This window comes from Brevibacillus nitrificans (assembly GCF_003710965.1).
Classification (GTDB): Bacteria; Bacillota; Bacilli; order Brevibacillales; family Brevibacillaceae; genus Brevibacillus; species Brevibacillus centrosporus.
Genome location: NZ_RHHU01000010.1, coordinates 352,071 through 369,501 on the forward strand (window position 1 = coordinate 352,071; position 17,431 = coordinate 369,501).

A 17,431-nucleotide genomic window follows, 5' to 3' on the forward strand; every position below is an offset into this window, starting at 1 on the left:
AGGGCGCAATGGGATTAGAGATGCCCGTTTTCTTTCAGACTATAGAACCGGTTGCCGCCAATAATGACGTGATCCAGTACTTCTATTCCAATGATTTCGCCAGCTTCCCGAAGGCGTTTTGTCAAAATCAAGTCCTCCGTAGATGGAGTCGAATCTCCGCTGGGATGATTATGGGCACATATGAGAGAAGCGCTGCAACGCTTGATTGCAGCGCGGAATACTTCTCTTGGATGGACGATTGCAGCATTGAGGGAGCCAATAGAAATAATCTCCTTGCATATGACTCTATTCTTTGTATTTAGAAATAAGCAGATAAAATGTTCCTTGGCTTGATACCTTACTTCAGGTTCAAGTAGATCAAATACATCCTTTGGGGTTCGAATGGCGTATTGATCTTGGGAAGGAACGGTAAGGACCTTCGCTAGTTTTAGAAGAGCGATAATTTGTCTGGCTTTGCCTCTTCCAATACCATTAATGGTAGTTAGCTCTTGTTCTGTCACGTCCATTAGCTCTGTTGATGTCGGAAATTGTTGGAATAGTTCTTGGATTACATAGCTGTCTGGTCGTTCTCTAAGGCATTCGGAAATCAGCCTTTTTAATTCTTGATTGTGATATTCGTGCATAGTACATTCCTCCTAGTTTCGGGTAAGTTGGAAACGAAAAGAGCCGAACACGTTAAACGTGTTCGGCTTATAGCATGATGGAGCTCTTGCGAGCAAGAACTACCTATCATGTATAGGTTCCGAGATATAATATATATTTTTTTAGGGAGTCTATACGATATGACTATAGTTGTATACGAATTCAGAATGGAGGAAAAAAGTAGGGGGTTGTCGAATTTGGTAAGAATTGTTTTTTAATTGCGCTCTCACCAAAATTAAAGCGAGCGAAATAAATGGCATTGCTTTATTTAAGTGAACCGGAAAAGCAGCATTTTATTAAACTGCATGCAATACAACCAACCTTTCCTCAATTGGAAGAGTTTATTGAAGAGTATTAAAAGAGTAACTATATGACATATACTCGCCACAATTAACATACACAAGCGATAAAAGCGCTGGATTGGGCTGCACAAAAAGGGGAATAATCGATTAACCTGTTTCTGAGTTTGAAACACAGATTAATGAATTTCCAACGAATATTATAGCAACATGGATTTCAAGAATGTAATTTAGAAATAATGAATAGATAATTGAATCTAAAAGCACTTCCTCATTCTTTAGTCAAAATGGCTGATGTCTTAAAAAAATTCAAAATTACAAAGAGGAGTGAATGGTTTGTTGTAGAAAAATCAATAAGTACTTAGGCTTATTTATATAGAATCCAAACGTCAAACGTATTCTAATAGGGGAGGAGCTTTGGACAAATCGATGCTGATGGATACGGCGAATGAACCCTATGATTTCTTAAATGATATTGTTATCTCTTACGAGAATACCCCTGTTGAAATTAATCTTCATCCATTCATTAGAATGAGTGCGAGCTTCTCGCTTGATGCTTTAACTGGAAAAGCTAACAATAGACTGGCTATAGTGTTTCCAAGAAGGTTTCAAAGTCCTGTTCTAATTGCTGTATTAAGTGGGCTTGGGTTATTGAAAGATAAACATGAGGTTGTTACACTTGACAATATTTCCATAAAAATGAAACAACAGATTTTATTGAATGGTTGCCTTGTTGAGTATGCTGGCAAAAATACTTCCACTGACCAAATTATTGTTAATTGCAAAGATGGCAAATCGATGATTCCATTCAAAGCTGTTAAAATGTTAGAAATTGTCCATAGTGAAAAGCAACTGTGTAAATTAGGGGAACTCTCAAACGCTTGTTTTTCTGCAGGCAATTCGAATATTCTCAATACTCTACTGAATGTTAACGGGAATAATATAATTAGACCAGTTCAAAATGTAATGCTTATTTCAAAAGTAAGTGAAACAGAAAAGCAAATTAACAAAATGTTGATAAATCATACAAAAGCCTTGGAGATATTTCACTGGGGGAAAGTGACTTCAGATGGGGAAGTAACGACGCTTTCATCATATCAGTTGGAAACTAGTCCTGTGGCATTGATCGCTTCGGATTTTTTCAGATCATCTTATTATTTGGGAAACTACCCAGGAAAAACAGGAGCAGTTATTTTTGACGGATTGTCCGGATTTGTTAATAATCTCCAAGTTGTTGATGATGAAATATTGGCGAATAACATTCCAGCAATCGTCGTCCTTGATCATTCAGAGATTGAAATGATTGAGCAACTTGAATTCCGTAATTTTCGATTCTTGCACTTGAACAAGTCAAACATAAATTTATCCGATAGTACTTCTACTGTAAGTAAAAATTCGGTTTACTATCAAATTCAAAGAGCCATTAATAACTTTTCTGAAATGGAGATTAACGTGCAGAAATGTGAATTTCCATTGGTTAAACAGGCAATGGATTATATTCAGGAAATTGAAAGAGTTATCGACAGAAACAATGCTCAAATAAACGATATACTGAATAAAATAATTTTCAATGTTCTTGAATTTTCCCGAATGATAAGAGTTCCAACTGATGCGAGGATGAAGGAACTTCTAGGTGAACTCAATATTCTTGATCAGCAACTAATACAGGCTGGAATTTGGATTCCTGAAGAACTGAGGGTGCTTTTCTCCAGTTTGCTAGACTTGTTACGCAAGATTGATATAAACAAATTCAATAAAAAGAAGCATAAGATTGCAATATTAAAAGAGCGGCTCCAGGATTCGGATGATTGGGAAAATATTGCGCTAGTTGTACATAGAAAGAACGAATCTGATAAGTGTCGTGAATTTTGGGGAGATTCGATAACTCATAAAAATGGAGCGAACATCAGTTTTTATACTGTGTCGGAAATAGCTGAGTCGGATTTATCTTATTCACCCACAGAGATAATAGTGTGTGGGTGGCTAGGTTATGAGAAGATGACTAAAATTATCCGATCGTATTTTAGTTCGAAAATAACCTTGCTGCTCTACCCATATGAAATGAAGTGGTTTGACCATGCGAAACAAAGATGGAGTAGGGAAGAAAATTGTACGATCCGGTATACTGATTTCCCTCAGGCCACAATCAAAGCAATTAAAGAAACGAAAATCGAGTCTCACAATGCCACTATGGAGGAATTTAATGAACTTGACGATTTTGAATTGCGGATAAATAATCTGTCTTATTCACCGTACTTAGTAGCAAGTGGAGGTAAGACAGAGGCAGTCCAAGCCAAGCTGGTTTGTTTCACGGAGGAACAATTTTCATTTTACACAGCGTCTTACGGTCTCCATGTTGTTACGGATTTACTAATAAGGAATACAGAACAACGCGAGATTCCCAAAAAAACGGTTGATGAATTAAACGAGGGTGATTATGTGCTTTTTTGGGACTCTGATAATGATATCATTCGAGATATTGCTGATATGGCACTGAAAAAAAATGGGCTATATTATCACCGTGCAAGAGCCGCCAGTTGGCGGGATGCACTTATAACAAAATACGAAGAAGCTGGTCACGATCTAAATAAGCTCTTTCAGCTTCTACGCATGCATGGATGTATACGCCATATAGCTACCGTTCGGAATTGGTTATTTAACGAAGGTATAATTGGGCCGGGAAATTACTCTGATCTCGCTGTGATTGCAAAAGCTACGGAAGATGAACAATTGGCGGCTGAACTTCCATTAATTTCAGAATCCATATCGCAGTTGAGAAGTGCACATTTACAAGCTGCAAGCTATTTACAAAAAAGTATGCTAACTGAGGTCAAGGGGCGAATAGGCAAGAATAGCTCGAAAGCAGAAAAAAGCATAGTGTTTAATTTGGAAGGACTTGGTCAAATTCAAATTCTAGAGGTGGAAGAAATTCGCGGGGAATGGCTTAATATTGGCATAAATTGGACAAATAGGCTTCTTAGGAAGGAGGGTATCATATGGCAAGAATGATACCATCGTACATATCTGAGGATATTAAGAGTAGCGGGGAACGCCAAATTTTTGATTTGTTCAAACATGATCCGAGAACTGTTGATTGGATAGTTCTCCATTCATTGGCTTTAACAAAACATGCAAAAAGATTGTACGGAGAGATTGACTTTCTAGTACTTGCTCCTGGATTGGGAATCTTCTGTCTTGAAGTAAAGTCAGGGAGTATTGTAAGAAAAGAAGGCATATGGCATTTCACAAATAGATATGGACAAACTACACAAAAAAATAGAGGGCCTTTCGAACAAGCTCAAGAAGGGATGTTCAGCTTACTTGCTGCAATCAAAAAAAAATTTGGAGCAGAAAGCCGTCTAGGAAAACTCCTTTACGGTTATGGAGTGATGTTCCCACATATCCGTTTTCAAGTAGAAGGGACGGATCAGGAAAGTTGGCAGATATTTGACCGAGATTCAAGGCGTATGCCTATCAGTGGATTCATAGATCAATTATCAAGAAATACAGTAAGAAAAATGCAGGGGCAAGCCTGGTTTGATACTGCTCAGTCACTTCCTACAATGCAGGATATACATCAACTTGCTTCTTTCCTGAGAGGTGACTTTGAAAGAGTGGTTACTCCACTTCAGTTACTTGAAGATATTGAAGAGCAAATTATGAAATACACAGAAGAACAGTTTCATTGCCTTGATCAATTGAATGACAATCCGCGCTGTTTGTTTCTTGGAGCGGCTGGAACAGGGAAAACGATGATTGCTATGGAATCGGCACGTAGAAGTCTTTATGAAAAGAAGCGGGTATTGCTGGTATGCTTTAATACTTTACTTGGGGATTGGTTGTCTGAACAGTTTCCGTCATCCGAGAGCGGTAGCTCTTTGATTGTGACATCATTTCATCGGTTTTTGGAGAAAATAGCTGTGTCTTCACCTGAGTATGGGCTGCTAAGTAAAAATAAAACGGAAGGGTATTTTAAGAATGAGCTTCCTTTAATGGCTTTGGAGGCGATCGACAACGGTACAATCGAGCAATTTGATAAAATTATTATTGATGAAGGGCAGGATCTTATCAGGCCAGAATATCTCGATATTTTCGACGCATTGCTAAGAGGTGGCCTGGCTGGAGGGAACTGGGAGATATACTGTGATTTTGAAAGACAGGCTATTTATTCAGAGATTTCAGCTGATGATATGAAACAAATGATTGAATCAAGAGCATCTTCTGTCAAGTTTCGATTAACCGTTAATTGTAGAAATACAAGAATAATAGGGGAGCAAACAGCTATTATCTCAGGTTTTGAAAAACCGCCATTTTTACCGGGGAAGATAGATGGTCTCCCAGTGGAGTATTTTTTCTTTAAGGATATCGACGATGAAGCAACAAAGGTGGAAAATATTCTTCGGGAGTTGAAAGTGAAGAAAATTCCTAACCGGCATATCACTATTCTATCACCATTTAAATTTCAAAATTCCTGTGTGTCTAGGATTAATAAATCTACCTTTGAAATAGTGGATCTTACAAAACATTCGGTAAGGAAAAGTTCTGTAGAAGGAATTACCTTCTCAACCATACAGGGTTTTAAAGGAAGGGAAAATCATTATATTCTTCTCACTGGAATCAATCGCCTAAATGATGATGAGTTTAAATCCCTTCTATATGTTGGAATGTCACGCGGTAAATCGGGATTATTTATGATGCTCGATAAGCGGGTAGAGACAGATTACAAAAGTTTAATCAAAAGGAGTTTTGTATTATGAGAGGTGCCATAATTGATCTATTAAAAAAAGAGCTTATTGGACCCGATCCTGTTTCGCCTCATATACAGGAAAACGGAGAAGAGATTCTTATTGGTGAGCCACCTCGGCTAAGGTATGGAGCTGGAATTCTGTTTCCTCTAGAATCAATAAATGAACAAAGGGATGCAAACAATCCTACAGAAGAGAAAGTTATGAATGATCTGACAGAATCTATTAATAACAATGATATGCCTGATCTTGAAATAGAAGGAGAGCGGGCAAGTTTTAACAGTATGGAAGATAGTTCCGACTCGACTGACGATGCATTAAATCTTGCGAATTCTAAAATGCCTTCTGCAATGGGGGTAAGTTGTTTTTTGGAATTTCCAGAAAGAGGACTGCTTGTTGAAGTGTCAGCAGGCAGATATAAACAGGGGGACTATACAGTTCAGGATAACGAAGGAACCTCAATTTTAAAAAAAGCATATTTCAGAGAAGCCCTGAATGTGACGGTTCCAATTACACAGCATAAGTTGCATGAAGGACAGGTTGAAATTCCATTGTTGAAAGATGGAATTCCGACAGGGCTTAATTTGCATATAAAAAACCGTACTTCCCAGTATAATAGGAAAGAAAATGCACAACTCCTTACTTTTACTTTAATCAACCGTTTATCTTCAACAAATGGTCGTATAGAAAATGAGAATTGTTTCTTTCAATCAGAGTTTTCGGTTAGAAGTAAGGATGGATCAGCGTGTTTTCTGCCTTATCCTGAAAGAGTTTCTGGATCAGATGCCGAAGATGAAAAATCCATGCGTTTGTTATATAGAAACCATAAGACGTATGCAGTGGGGCACGGGTGTGCTCCATCATGGGAAGAAAAAGAAGAAAAACAGGAAGTAAAAAGAGCATGCATAATAAGGGCTGAAGCAATGCCGATGTATGAATTGAAGCCAATTGTGCCGGTATCAATTCCTGATGTAGATTTAAGTATGTTTTCAATGAGTGACTACAGTCCATCAGAATCTGTTACTAGGGAATTGGCATTACTTTGTGATAGATATAGTCAATGGATTGATAAGCAGAAAGAATTTGCTGACAAAGAATTGAATAGTGAATTTAAGGAAACTGCTGAAAGGCATATTGCAGCATGTCGGAAATGTCTTGACCGTATGCGTGAAGGTGTTGAGTTGATTGAACACAATTTTTATGTTAAGAAAGCTTTTTTACTAATGAACAGAGCGATGCTAATGCAACAGTTAAGATATGGGATAAAACTCCGAGAATGGAAAGACGAAGGGAATGGGACTGTTTTTCTGGATAAGATTATTTATCCTGATCTACATCATCGAGAGACTTGGCCGGATTGGCCGGAAGAAAAATATGGGAACTGGAGGCCGTTTCAAATTGCCTTTATTCTGATGAACTTAAAATCAATTTCTACTCCAGAGGACAAGGAAAGGAATACAGTAGATATTATTTGGTTCCCCACCGGAGGTGGAAAAACTGAGGCATACCTCGGACTGACTGCCTTTACTATTTTTATGAAACGATTAAAGGATAAAGATGATGATGGCACCACAGTTTTGATGCGATATACTTTAAGATTATTAACGGCCCAACAATTTCAAAGGGCAGCGTCATTGATTTGTGCGTGTGAAATGATTCGTAAAGAGAATGAGGATAAATTAGGAAAAAAAAGAATAACAATCGGACTATGGGTAGGAGAAAGTCTAACGCCGAACAAACGCACTGATGCAGTTAAAGCTTTTAATCAATTAAATAATAGCAACAGAAAGGAGGAAGAAAACCCTTTTGTCATGTTGAAATGCCCGTGGTGCGGTGCCCAGATGGGGCCAGTGACGGCAGGTAAAGTTACTCTGATCAGAGGATACAGAAAAGTTCCAACACCGTCAACAGTTAAATTTCAGTGTCACAACAATGAGTGCGATTTTTCGAAAAATAATTTTGATCTTCCCCTTCAAGTGATTGATGAGGATATTTACGATGTGCCACCTACGCTAGTCATTGGGACTGTGGATAAATTTGCCATGCTTCCGTGGAAACCTGAGGCAAGGGCATTGTTTGGGTATAGAGACAAGGGGGAGAGGCCTAGAGTATCTCCACCGGAACTCATAATACAAGATGAACTTCATCTGATCTCCGGTCCATTAGGCTCTATGGTTGGGCTATATGAGACACTTATTTCAGAGCTTTGCAGAAATACTGAGACCGGAATTGGAGCCAAAATTGTTGCATCGACCGCAACCATAAGCAGGGCGAAAGAGCAGGCACATGCGCTTTATAACTGTGGAAAAGAGAATGTATTTCAGTTTCCTCCTCAGTGTATTGATGCTGGTGAGTCATTTTTTGCTTATGAAGACAAAAAGTCCTTAGGTAGAATTTACGTAGGGGTACATGCATCAGCTTTACCATCGCATGCCACTACACAGATCAGAGTTATTTCATCGTTGTTACAAGGAGTTAAGTCTGTACCGGCATCAGATGAAATAGAAAGAAATCCATATTGGAGTATTGTAAGTTATTTTAATAGCCTGCGAGAACTCGGGCATGCAGCTACACTGATAAGAGCAGATATTCGTGAATATTTGAATGCAGTTTGGATGCGCAAAGGTATACATAAAAGTGGAGAACATGATCCGCGACGCTTTATTAATCGGGCAATCGAGTTAACTAGTAGGATACCAAACAATGAAATCCCGCAGTCTTTGCAGGCCCTTGAGATTGATTATCCCGTTACTGGGAAACATCCATATCCAGTTGATATTTGTTTGGCTACAAATATGATATCTGTTGGATTGGACGTTCCTAGACTTGGCTTGATGACGGTTACTGGACAACCTAAAACAACTTCTGAATACATTCAGGCAACAAGCAGGGTTGGACGTTCAAAAAATGCTCCAGGGCTTGTGTTCATAATATATAATACTACAAAGCCTAGGGACCGTTCTCATTTTGAACATTTTTACTCTTATCACTCAACAATATACAGCCAGGTAGAACCAACAAGCGTGACTCCATTTTCAGCGCCGGTACGGGAAAGAGCTTTACATGCACTGCTGGTTGGATTCGTAAGGTACTCGAAATACAATTTCAATGTAAAGTACCCACAGCCTTTTCCAAGCGATATTTTGTGGGAAGAAATAAAAACTATAATTATGAATCGTGTTTCGGAAATTGATCCGGATGAAGTAATTAATACGGAAAAGTTATTAGACGAAAGAATTGACGAATGGTCAAGATATTTGCCGCCAAAATATGGCGATTTTGCTCCTCCTACTTCAGAACTTCCATTAATGTATCCTGCTGGTAACACACCTCTAGAAGAGTGGGATGAAAAATCATGGCCGACCCCAACTTCTATGAGAAGTGTGGATTCAAGCTGTGAGGCGCAGGTAATTAAAGAGTATTTACAAAATGGGGGGAATTGACCATGCAAAAAAGAACTATTCGGAGAACCCAGCTAATTTCTCCATGGGGAGTTGGACAGATGATTAACTTTCCCGGAGACGAATCACTAATGGTTTGTGGGCTTGATGCTTGGGATAGAATTTATCAAAGCGCAAATAATGGGAGTGAAGAATTTATCATCAGAGAGGAACGACTGGAAAGAAGACTTGGCGTGAGTCATTTCAGGATTCCACCAGAATATAGACAACCTGGAGCAGGGGTTAAAAACCCCAACTTGAAAATTCCTTGTGTTAGATTTCCTAGATGGCACTATTGTCCTAGGTGTGGATCCATGGAAAAGTTGTCTCTGTTTGGATCTCAGCAGAAATGTAAAGGACCATCATTTTCTGATGGGATGTCATGTCACAATTTGCCAGAAAGGAAACGTCCGTATTTGATCCCAGTGCGTTTTATAGCAATTTGTGAAATGGGGCATATAGAGGATTTTCCATTCATGGAGTGGGTCCACACAGATAGGGATCACGACTCTTATTGTAATCTCAGATTACGTGCGGGAAGAAGTAACAGTAGCTTGTCCGGTATATTGATACATTGTAGTTGTACAGCTAAGAGGTCCTTATTTGGTGCGTTTAATGAAGGAGCTCTGTCGAAAATCAAACTATGTAGCGGGCATAGACCTTGGCTGGGTGAAGGTGAGAAGGGGTCAAAAGAATGTGGTATTGAACTTCGTGTAGTTCAAAAAGGGGCTTCGAATGTTTATTTTCCTGATACTAGAAGTTCGATTTATTTACCTCAATGGGAGCAATCAACGGATAGAAAAGTTGTGGAGATTTTGGAAACGTACTGGGATAAGCTAACAAGCCACAGGGTGGATGGTCAGTTGAATAAAGCGGTGTTCGAAATGGTTGCTGAAATGAGAAATGTTGATTGTAACAAACTGATGACCGCTGCGGAAAAAAAATTGAGTAGGGATTCCGAAACAAATCTAGCAAATGATGATTCAGATTCGGAAGAGATGTATCGTAAGTTAGAATACGACGCTATCTTGTCTGGAGCAGGGGGAGACAATCAGGACTTTTCAGTAACTAATAAAAATAGTAGCGAGTATGGGAACGTCATAACGAGGTATTTTAAAAGTATCTCCTTGCTTCACAAGCTTAGAGAAACTAGGGCTATGGTGGGTTTTTCTAGATGGACCCCGGAAGATGGCAGACCACTGTACGAAAAAAAAGAAGCATTACACCTTCAAGAGAGTATTGATTGGCTTCCTGCTATCGTTGTAAGAGGTGAAGGACTCTTTTTTGAGTTCGATTCACAAGTGTTAAATTCTTGGTTGGAAAAAAGAAGTGTTCATGAAAGAGCTCAGAAGCTTGCTGATAATTATAACGCTGCCAGAAGGAAAAATGGTTGGGAGGAGGAAGTGATTTCTCCTAAATTTATTCTTCTTCATACTTTCGCACATATTCTGATTAATCAGTTCAGTTTTGAATGTGGATATGGAAGCTCAGCGCTACGTGAACGTATTTATTGTGAAAATGAATATAAGGAAAATCCTATGCATGGAGTATTAATTTATACTGCCTCTGGAGATTCTGAGGGCTCACTGGGAGGATTGGTCCGCCAAGGATTGCCTGGAAATCTTGAAAATATTCTTATAAATGCCTTGCACAATGCTAAATGGTGTTCTTCAGATCCCGTATGTATGGAGAGTGCTGGACAAGGTCCAGATTCGTGTAACTTAGCGGCATGTCATAGTTGTGCTCTATTACCGGAGACCTCATGTGAGGAGTCAAACAAAAAATTAGACAGAGCTCTATTATCTGGAACACATGAAAACGCTGATATTGGTTATTTTGCTGGATTTGATGAAAGTTAAAAATAACTATCAAAAATGCTTTTCTTATAGTGGTAACTAAATTCAAGGTGGGTTATAGTTATTCTCATTTGTCTACAATATCACAAAGATCCACCATAGAGAGACTTTAAATCTTAAATACTACATGCTCAAGATGTTTGGGATTTGTGTAACAAAAGGATTTAATATTAAGGTTTTAGTGGTAAAATAACTTATTCTATTATAAAATGAGAAACTATGGGTGCTTTTGCTTTTAGATCCCATGTTCCATGGGAGGGAGAATAATGAATTACATAGATTTGTTTGCTGGAGCAGGTGGGCTTTCAGAGGGGTTTATCAGAAACGGTTTTTTACCTGTGGCCCATGTTGAGTATGATCGGTATGCTTCTCAAACTTTGCGAACAAGAGCAGCATATCATTTTCTTGAACAAAACAGGTCGAAAGATATTTATTTTGATTATATTTCTGCTAAATGTTCGAGGGAAGACTTCTTGTCTAATATTCCTAGCGATTTGCTTGATTCAGTTATTAATGAGGAAATTTCCGATTTTACAATTGATTCAATATTTACCAAAATCGAGTCGATTATGTCTGCGAAAGGTGTTACAAATATTGATGTAATTGTTGGAGGTCCTCCCTGTCAAGCATACTCTTTAGTTGGACGAGCGAGGGATCCTTACGGCAAAGAACACGATCCACGAAATTATTTGTATAAACAATACATTAAATTCTTAGTACAGTTCAAGCCGAAAATATTCGTATTTGAAAATGTACCAGGAATTTTAACTGCGGGCAAGGGGAAGTTATTTGATGATGTGAAAAGGTATATGAATGACGCTGGTTACAATATAGAGGCCCGTACATTGGACGCTTCATCTTTTGGAGTATTACAACAAAGAAAGCGGGTTATTTTGATTGGATGGAAGAAAGGCCTTAATCTTTCATATCCTAAATTCAACCTGGTCAATCACTCTTATAAAGTAAATGACGTATTATCAGACTTACCAGAGTTGGAACCTGGAGAAAAATTAAACATTGGATTTTACAAACAAAAACCATCGAGTTATCTTAAAAATTACGGTATTCGAACAGAAGAAGATATTCTAACTCAGCATATTTGTCGTGTCCATAATGAAAGGGACAGAGAAATATATAAGATAGCAATTGAACTCTGGAAAAATGAAAAAAAGCGACTCAAATACGATGAGCTACCAGAGGAATTACGTACTCATCAAAATCTTACTTCTTTTCTAGATCGGTTTAAAGTGGTAAGTGCAGATCTCGCATACACTCACACTGTAGTTGCGCATATAGCAAAGGATGGTCATTATTATATCCATCCAGATATAAATCAACTCCGCTCTCTTTCTGTGAGGGAGGCAGCGAGAATACAATCTTTTCCTGACAACTTTTATTTTGAAGGACCCAGAACAGCTATATTCACACAGATTGGCAATGCTGTCCCTCCCGTAATGGCTGAATCTATAGCATGCAGCATAAGAAGAATGCTGCAAGCAATTTAATCCTCATTCGGGTTAAATGAGTGTGTTAATTCAGAACAGAAAACAAAAAGAATATCTTTACACTTGATATGACTGGTATTTTGATTTTGGGGGATCAATAATTAAACAGAGATAATCACACTTAACGGATGGTTTTGCATTAAACTTGAAATGGTCACATTACTGGTCACACTTTTATATTTTTTAGCTTCTCGGATATCTCGAATAAAAACGTGATAAATCTCTGCAAAGCCTTGTCACACATGTGTTCAAGAGGTTTTTCTTCTATCCCTCATACCCCTCCTCCACACTGGCAGTGTAGAGGTCAGCGGTTCGATCCCGCTATGCTCCACCATATGAAACGAAGGAAAAACGGCAGAGATGCCGTTTTTTTGTTGTGCTTCAAACGTTCTATGAGCATCTCTACTTAACTTAAAACACTTCAATTTTAAAGCGAGAAGAAAAGCACAGGGATAAATATCTCCCCCCCAAAAAAAATCATCCATTTACAAACCGACGGTCGGTATTTATAATTGCCATATAGACCCAAATGCCTGACATAAAGATAAAACTAGCCTGGTTAGCTGTACTCATTCTGCTGCAGCTCAAAATGAATCGATACAGGTGCCGCGCTGCATCAACAGCGGCAAAATCGCTGAGGAGTATCGTGATACTTCTCGGTTCTGGGGCCAGTCTTCGCATCACCTCTACGGCTACCGCTCATTGTGATGGTTGATCGTATACCTCTTGGCAGTGAAAGGCTTCTGAAAGGCTGAGGACAACAGCGAATTGAATAAGGGTCTGACGCTCGTCACGTTCCTTAAAAAGAAAATTCCTAAAGGGAGAGATCAAAATGGTGCCTTTTTACGTGCTTGTCGGAGCTTTTCTGCTGTTCAAAATTCTCGGGTTAATCGGCTTGACCTATTTCGAAGGGTGGCACACCTCGCTTCAGGGGGCGGTAGCCGTTATGCTGCTGCTTACCGCTTCTGCCCACTGGGGGGCAAAGCGCCCTGACCTAATCCGCATGGTTCCTCCTATTTTTCCGAAGCCGGGTTTGATCGTGACAGCTACCGGGCTGCTGGAAATTGCCGGAGCCATCGGCATTCTGTTCCCTGCCACCTCTCAGGCGACTTCCACAGGCTTGGCAGTGCTGCTGGTAGCGATGTTCCCAGCCAATGTGCGTGCGGCCAGAGAACATGTAACGATTGGGGGGAGACCTGTACCTAAGCTTCCTCTTCGTACAGTCCTTCAGGTCGTCTTTTTAGCAGCAGTCTTGTTGGCGGGGTAAACATGTGGCTTGCATAACTTTCTCACTACAATAAAAGGGTGTTTCAGGTGTCTCGTCCATTATGTGGCGTTTAGCTTGTTTCGGATTGATGGGCAGTGAAACAAACCTTGTGGGAGAGTGCTACATTGGCAGTATAAAGGTCAGATGTTCGATTCCGCTAGGCTCCACCATAAAGGAATTATGGAAACGGCAGAAATGCCGTTTTTTTGTTGCCGAAAAGAGGATCAGCCTGTAACGCCCAAGATAAAACAGCCCTTTCTCCTTTGCAAAGGAAAAGTTGCCACCCCGTTTACATTCCGTTTAAATTCGCACGCTATTGTATCCGTATCAAATAAAACATGGGGTAAGGAGATGCCGGAATGAGTAATGCGTACAACACGGAATGGGCGGTCGAGGCTCGAGGGCTGGTAAAAACGTTTGGCGAAAATCGCGCGGTAGACGGAGTGGATTTGAACGTGCGGGCGGGTTCGATCTACGGTGTGCTCGGGCCGAATGGGGCAGGAAAAACGACGACGATTCGCATGCTAGCGACCTTGCTTCGGCCGGATGCCGGGCAGGCGCGCATTTTTGGGCACGATGTCGTGAAAGAATCGCATATTGTGCGCCAGCTGATTGGGGTGACGGGGCAGTACGCCTCGGTAGATGAATCGCTCAGCGCTACGGAAAACCTCATTATTTTTTCCCGCTTGCTCGGGCTGGGACGATCGGAGGCACGGAAAAAGGCAGAGGATCTGCTGGAGGAATTCGGATTGACGGAAGCGGCGAAGCGTCCGCTCAAGCATTTTTCCGGGGGGATGCGCAGGCGGTTGGATTTGGCAGCCAGTCTGATTGCCCAGCCCCCTCTTATTTTCCTCGACGAGCCAACGACAGGTCTGGACCCGCGTACGCGTTCGCAAATGTGGGATACAATTCGTCGCCTGGTGGTCACCGGATCGACCGTGCTGCTCACCACGCAATACCTCGATGAAGCAGACCAGTTGGCCGACCGCATCGCCGTGATTGACCGGGGGCATGTCGTGGCAGAAGGTACAGTGGATGAACTGAAAGCATCTGTCGGGACATCGGCCCTGCATCTGCGCGTGCATGATGCAAAAGACATTGCGGGTGCCCAGGAAATCGTGGAGCAGGTCCTCCAGGTTCGTTCCAGTGTTACCGCAGAAGCAGCCAAAATCACGGCACCCATGGCGGATGCCGATCAAGTAACGGATTTGCTGATTGCTCTTCGCACGAGAGGAATTCAACTCGCTGAAATCAGCGTCCAAAAGCCGACCTTGGACGAAGTATTCCTCACGATTACGGGACATGGGGCTGCTGCGAATGAAACGAAAGCTCAAGGCCAACAGGAGAGAATGGAGGAAGTCAGAGCATGAAAAGCACATCTTTAGGGCGAGAGACGAGTCGTCCATTAAAAAATCATACCAGCTTTGGTCAAACGCTTCGCAACTCATTGACGATGGCCTACCGCGGTCTGCTGAAGATTCGCCGCACACCTGAGCAATTATTTGACGTTACGCTTCAACCGATTTTGTTCACGTTGATGTTCACCTATATTTTTGGGGGGGCCATCTCAGGCAATGTGGAAAATTACTTGCCGATTATCATTCCGGGAATCCTCGTGCAAACGGTTATCGGGACTTCTGTTGTCACGGGCGTGCAGCTGCGAGAAGACATGGATAAAGGCGTATTTGACCGATTCAAATCACTGCCGATCGCTCGTATCGCGCCTTTAGCCGGTGCCTTGCTCGCAGATACTGTGCGCTACACCATTGCTACCGTGCTGACCTTTGTTATGGGGTACATTATGGGATACCAGCCAGTCGGTGGTCTGGGGTCTGTTGCCATCGCTGCGATCCTCGTCATTGCCTGCTCATGGGCTGTCAGCTGGATTTTTGCCTTTTTCGGTGTCATTGCCCGAACGGCCGCGAGCGTACAAGGGATCTCCATGATCGTCCTGTTTCCGCTCACGTTTCTTTCCAACGCTTTCGTACCCGTGGAAACCATGCCGACCTGGCTCCAATGGTTTGTCAATATCAACCCGATTTCCCATCTCGTCAGCGCCGTCCGGGAGCTGGCCAATAACGGAACGATTGGCTTCGAGTTTATCATTTCCATCGTGAGCGCCGCTGTTATCGTGGCGATCTTCGCGCCGCTGACGGTACGTGCTTATATGCGCCGGACGTAGGTTATCGTGCAAAACGCTTGGATTTCCAAGCGTTTTTTGTTTTTTCGCTCGAGAATCTACTAGAAATCCGTATCTAGCTTGTCTTCCCATGGTTTGCTTTCTTCCAGCTGATCCGCTTTTGAGAGGTGCATCAATTTATACAGATAATAGAGACCACGCAGCTGAGACCCATTGATTTTATCGAGGTAAGTCAAGGTATCTTCGGCTAGCTTGCGAATCTGCTGAATATCCATATGATCTGTCTCTGCAATGGATCTCCTGAGCTTCACTGTGTCTTCGGAATACGTGCAGTTTTGCAATACCTGGAGCAGTCTAATGGCAAAAACATGTGCGGAGCAGTATCGGCGATAATCGTTTGCGGGGTCCCGCTTAGGAGTAAGTAGACCTGCTTGCTCCCAGTAGCGGATGGCGGACTTGGGGGCTCCTGTCTTTTGGAAGACTTCGTCGATGGAAAACCAATCGTCAGTGAGGGGTGCCTGATTGCTGCGGGCATACAGATGAATATCCTGGATCAACGTCTGCAGCCTGATCTTCTCTTCATACAAGGAAGCGTCTTTTTTCTTCACGATCCACAATGCTTCTGTTACACGGTTTTCGCGTAGACAGCTCAATACTTCACGGGTCGTCTCCATCCCAAACGCAGGAGACATCGCTTGGATGCAAGCCAAATAGGCTGCATGCTCGCTTGTATAAATCCGGTAGCCGTTCGCAGAGCGCTTTGCAGGCGGAATGATGCCCTTGGCTTCATAATTCCGCAACGTGCTGGCGCTCATGAGAAACATTTCCGCCATTTTTTTGGGGCGCATGGTCGGCATGTCATTCCTCCTTGATTGCGTCTGCCAATATCCAAACATTGAATGGGTATATAAGGTTTTCTGTAAATTAGAGCGGTATCCTCTTTGCTATTTTGCCAAACCTTGCAATTTGCTTGCATGTAATACAATGAAAGCAATCTGAGTAAAGGGAGGAGCAAGGACATGAATAAATCCATTCCCACTTTCCGAGGTGACATGACAATCGAAGAAATCGGTGCGGAGGGCAACCGATATTTGGCATCTGCATGGAGGGGTGTGTACGAATCGATGCATGAGTCATTGACTGCCGCTTTTCGTGAGATCGAGGATGCAGCTTACGGGCTTTTTTTGGATCAGCTGATGCCTGTGGTGTTTGAGCAGCTGGAGGCAGCCGGATTCGTCGTATCAGAGAACGTGAAGGAGGATGATTTTGTCATTGCGAAGCGTTTGATTTTTCGAAACTCACTGGAAAAGTGGGGCTCAGAAGAGAACAGATCGCGCGTATTTTGGAATGTTGTCCGAAATCAGCAAGGGCTTCCGATAGGGACTTTGCTGACAGATATTCCCCACTCTCACATAAAGTTTGATATCCCATCAGCACCGGTCGTATATACGCTTCAGGACACAGAGCCACAGCAGATTCGCCAAGGAATCCGGCAGCTCAAGGAGCAGGAGAAACAGGCCTGATCGTCATCGTCCAG

The 17,431-nt window shown here is 41.6% G+C and carries 11 protein-coding genes; 9 read left to right on the forward strand and 2 right to left on the reverse strand.

Going from position 1 to position 17,431, the window contains the following annotated elements; all coding sequences use genetic code 11:
• Nucleotides 1-14 precede the first annotated feature (14 nt).
• Nucleotides 15-623, reverse strand: a complete 609-nt coding sequence (radC, locus tag EDM59_RS15270; protein ID WP_122924377.1) for a RadC family protein — start codon at nt 621-623, stop codon at nt 15-17.
• A gap of 735 nt (nt 624-1,358) precedes the next feature.
• Between radC and EDM59_RS15275 the strand changes: the two genes are divergently transcribed.
• The 8 genes from EDM59_RS15275 (at nt 1,359) to EDM59_RS15315 (ending at nt 15,936) form a co-directional block, all read left to right on the forward strand.
• Entirely contained in the window at nt 1,359-3,950 is a 2,592-nt protein-coding gene (locus EDM59_RS15275; RefSeq protein WP_148040842.1) for a DrmE family protein, read from the forward strand.
• Nucleotides 3,938-5,698 (forward strand): NERD domain-containing protein, encoded by a 1,761-nt coding sequence (locus EDM59_RS15280; RefSeq protein ID WP_122924379.1) that lies wholly within the window; start codon nt 3,938-3,940, stop codon nt 5,696-5,698. The genes EDM59_RS15275 and EDM59_RS15280 overlap by 13 nt, the downstream gene beginning before the upstream one ends.
• A complete protein-coding gene (locus EDM59_RS15285; RefSeq protein WP_122924380.1) occupies nt 5,695-9,129 on the forward strand; it encodes a helicase-related protein in 3,435 nt (1,144 codons plus the stop codon). Before EDM59_RS15280 ends, EDM59_RS15285 begins: the two co-directional genes overlap by 4 nt.
• 2 nt (nt 9,130-9,131) lie before the next feature.
• Nucleotides 9,132-10,985 (forward strand): DUF1998 domain-containing protein, encoded by a 1,854-nt coding sequence (gene drmB, locus EDM59_RS15290; RefSeq protein WP_122924381.1) that lies wholly within the window; start codon nt 9,132-9,134, stop codon nt 10,983-10,985.
• 263 nt (nt 10,986-11,248) lie between these two features.
• Nucleotides 11,249-12,487, forward strand: a complete 1,239-nt coding sequence (locus EDM59_RS15295; protein ID WP_122924382.1) for a DNA cytosine methyltransferase — start codon at nt 11,249-11,251, stop codon at nt 12,485-12,487.
• Between the two features lie 832 nt (nt 12,488-13,319).
• Nucleotides 13,320-13,754: a DoxX family protein gene (locus EDM59_RS15300; RefSeq protein ID WP_122924383.1), complete on the forward strand. Its 435-nt coding sequence runs from the start codon at nt 13,320-13,322 to the stop codon at nt 13,752-13,754.
• 359 nt (nt 13,755-14,113) lie between these two features.
• On the forward strand, nt 14,114-15,124 hold the full coding sequence (locus tag EDM59_RS15310) for an ATP-binding cassette domain-containing protein (protein WP_122924385.1): 1,011 nt from the start codon (nt 14,114-14,116) through the stop codon (nt 15,122-15,124).
• The gene (locus tag EDM59_RS15315; RefSeq protein WP_122924386.1) at nt 15,121-15,936 is read left to right on the forward strand and encodes an ABC transporter permease; all 816 of its coding nucleotides are present in this window, start codon (nt 15,121-15,123) and stop codon (nt 15,934-15,936) included. The genes EDM59_RS15310 and EDM59_RS15315 overlap by 4 nt, the downstream gene beginning before the upstream one ends.
• A gap of 59 nt (nt 15,937-15,995) precedes the next feature.
• Here EDM59_RS15315 and EDM59_RS15320 read toward each other — a convergent pair whose 3' ends face one another.
• Complete coding sequence (locus EDM59_RS15320; protein ID WP_246011063.1) at nt 15,996-16,751, reverse strand: MerR family DNA-binding transcriptional regulator; 756 nt, start codon at nt 16,749-16,751, stop codon at nt 15,996-15,998.
• A 162-nt stretch (nt 16,752-16,913) separates the two neighbouring features.
• On the opposite strand from EDM59_RS15320, the gene EDM59_RS15325 reads away from it, so the two are divergent.
• Complete coding sequence (locus EDM59_RS15325) at nt 16,914-17,417, forward strand: DUF6022 family protein (RefSeq protein ID WP_122924387.1); 504 nt, start codon at nt 16,914-16,916, stop codon at nt 17,415-17,417.
• Nucleotides 17,418-17,431: the final 14 nt, after the last annotated feature.

Excerpts from the sequence above, each read along its gene's own strand:
- radC (WP_122924377.1), bottom strand. The coding sequence starts at position 623 with ATGCACGAATATCACAATCAAGAATTAAAAAGGCTGATTTCCGAATGC.
- EDM59_RS15280 (WP_122924379.1), top strand. The coding sequence starts at position 3,938 with ATGGCAAGAATGATACCATCGTACATATCTGAGGATATTAAGAGTAGC.
- EDM59_RS15285 (WP_122924380.1), top strand. The coding sequence starts at position 5,695 with ATGAGAGGTGCCATAATTGATCTATTAAAAAAAGAGCTTATTGGACCC.
- drmB (WP_122924381.1), top strand. The coding sequence starts at position 9,132 with ATGCAAAAAAGAACTATTCGGAGAACCCAGCTAATTTCTCCATGGGGA.
- EDM59_RS15295 (WP_122924382.1), top strand. The coding sequence starts at position 11,249 with ATGAATTACATAGATTTGTTTGCTGGAGCAGGTGGGCTTTCAGAGGGG.
- EDM59_RS15300 (WP_122924383.1), top strand. The coding sequence starts at position 13,320 with ATGGTGCCTTTTTACGTGCTTGTCGGAGCTTTTCTGCTGTTCAAAATT.
- EDM59_RS15310 (WP_122924385.1), top strand. The coding sequence starts at position 14,114 with ATGAGTAATGCGTACAACACGGAATGGGCGGTCGAGGCTCGAGGGCTG.
- EDM59_RS15315 (WP_122924386.1), top strand. The coding sequence starts at position 15,121 with ATGAAAAGCACATCTTTAGGGCGAGAGACGAGTCGTCCATTAAAAAAT.
- EDM59_RS15320 (WP_246011063.1), bottom strand. The coding sequence starts at position 16,751 with ATGCCGACCATGCGCCCCAAAAAAATGGCGGAAATGTTTCTCATGAGC.
- EDM59_RS15325 (WP_122924387.1), top strand. The coding sequence starts at position 16,914 with ATGAATAAATCCATTCCCACTTTCCGAGGTGACATGACAATCGAAGAA.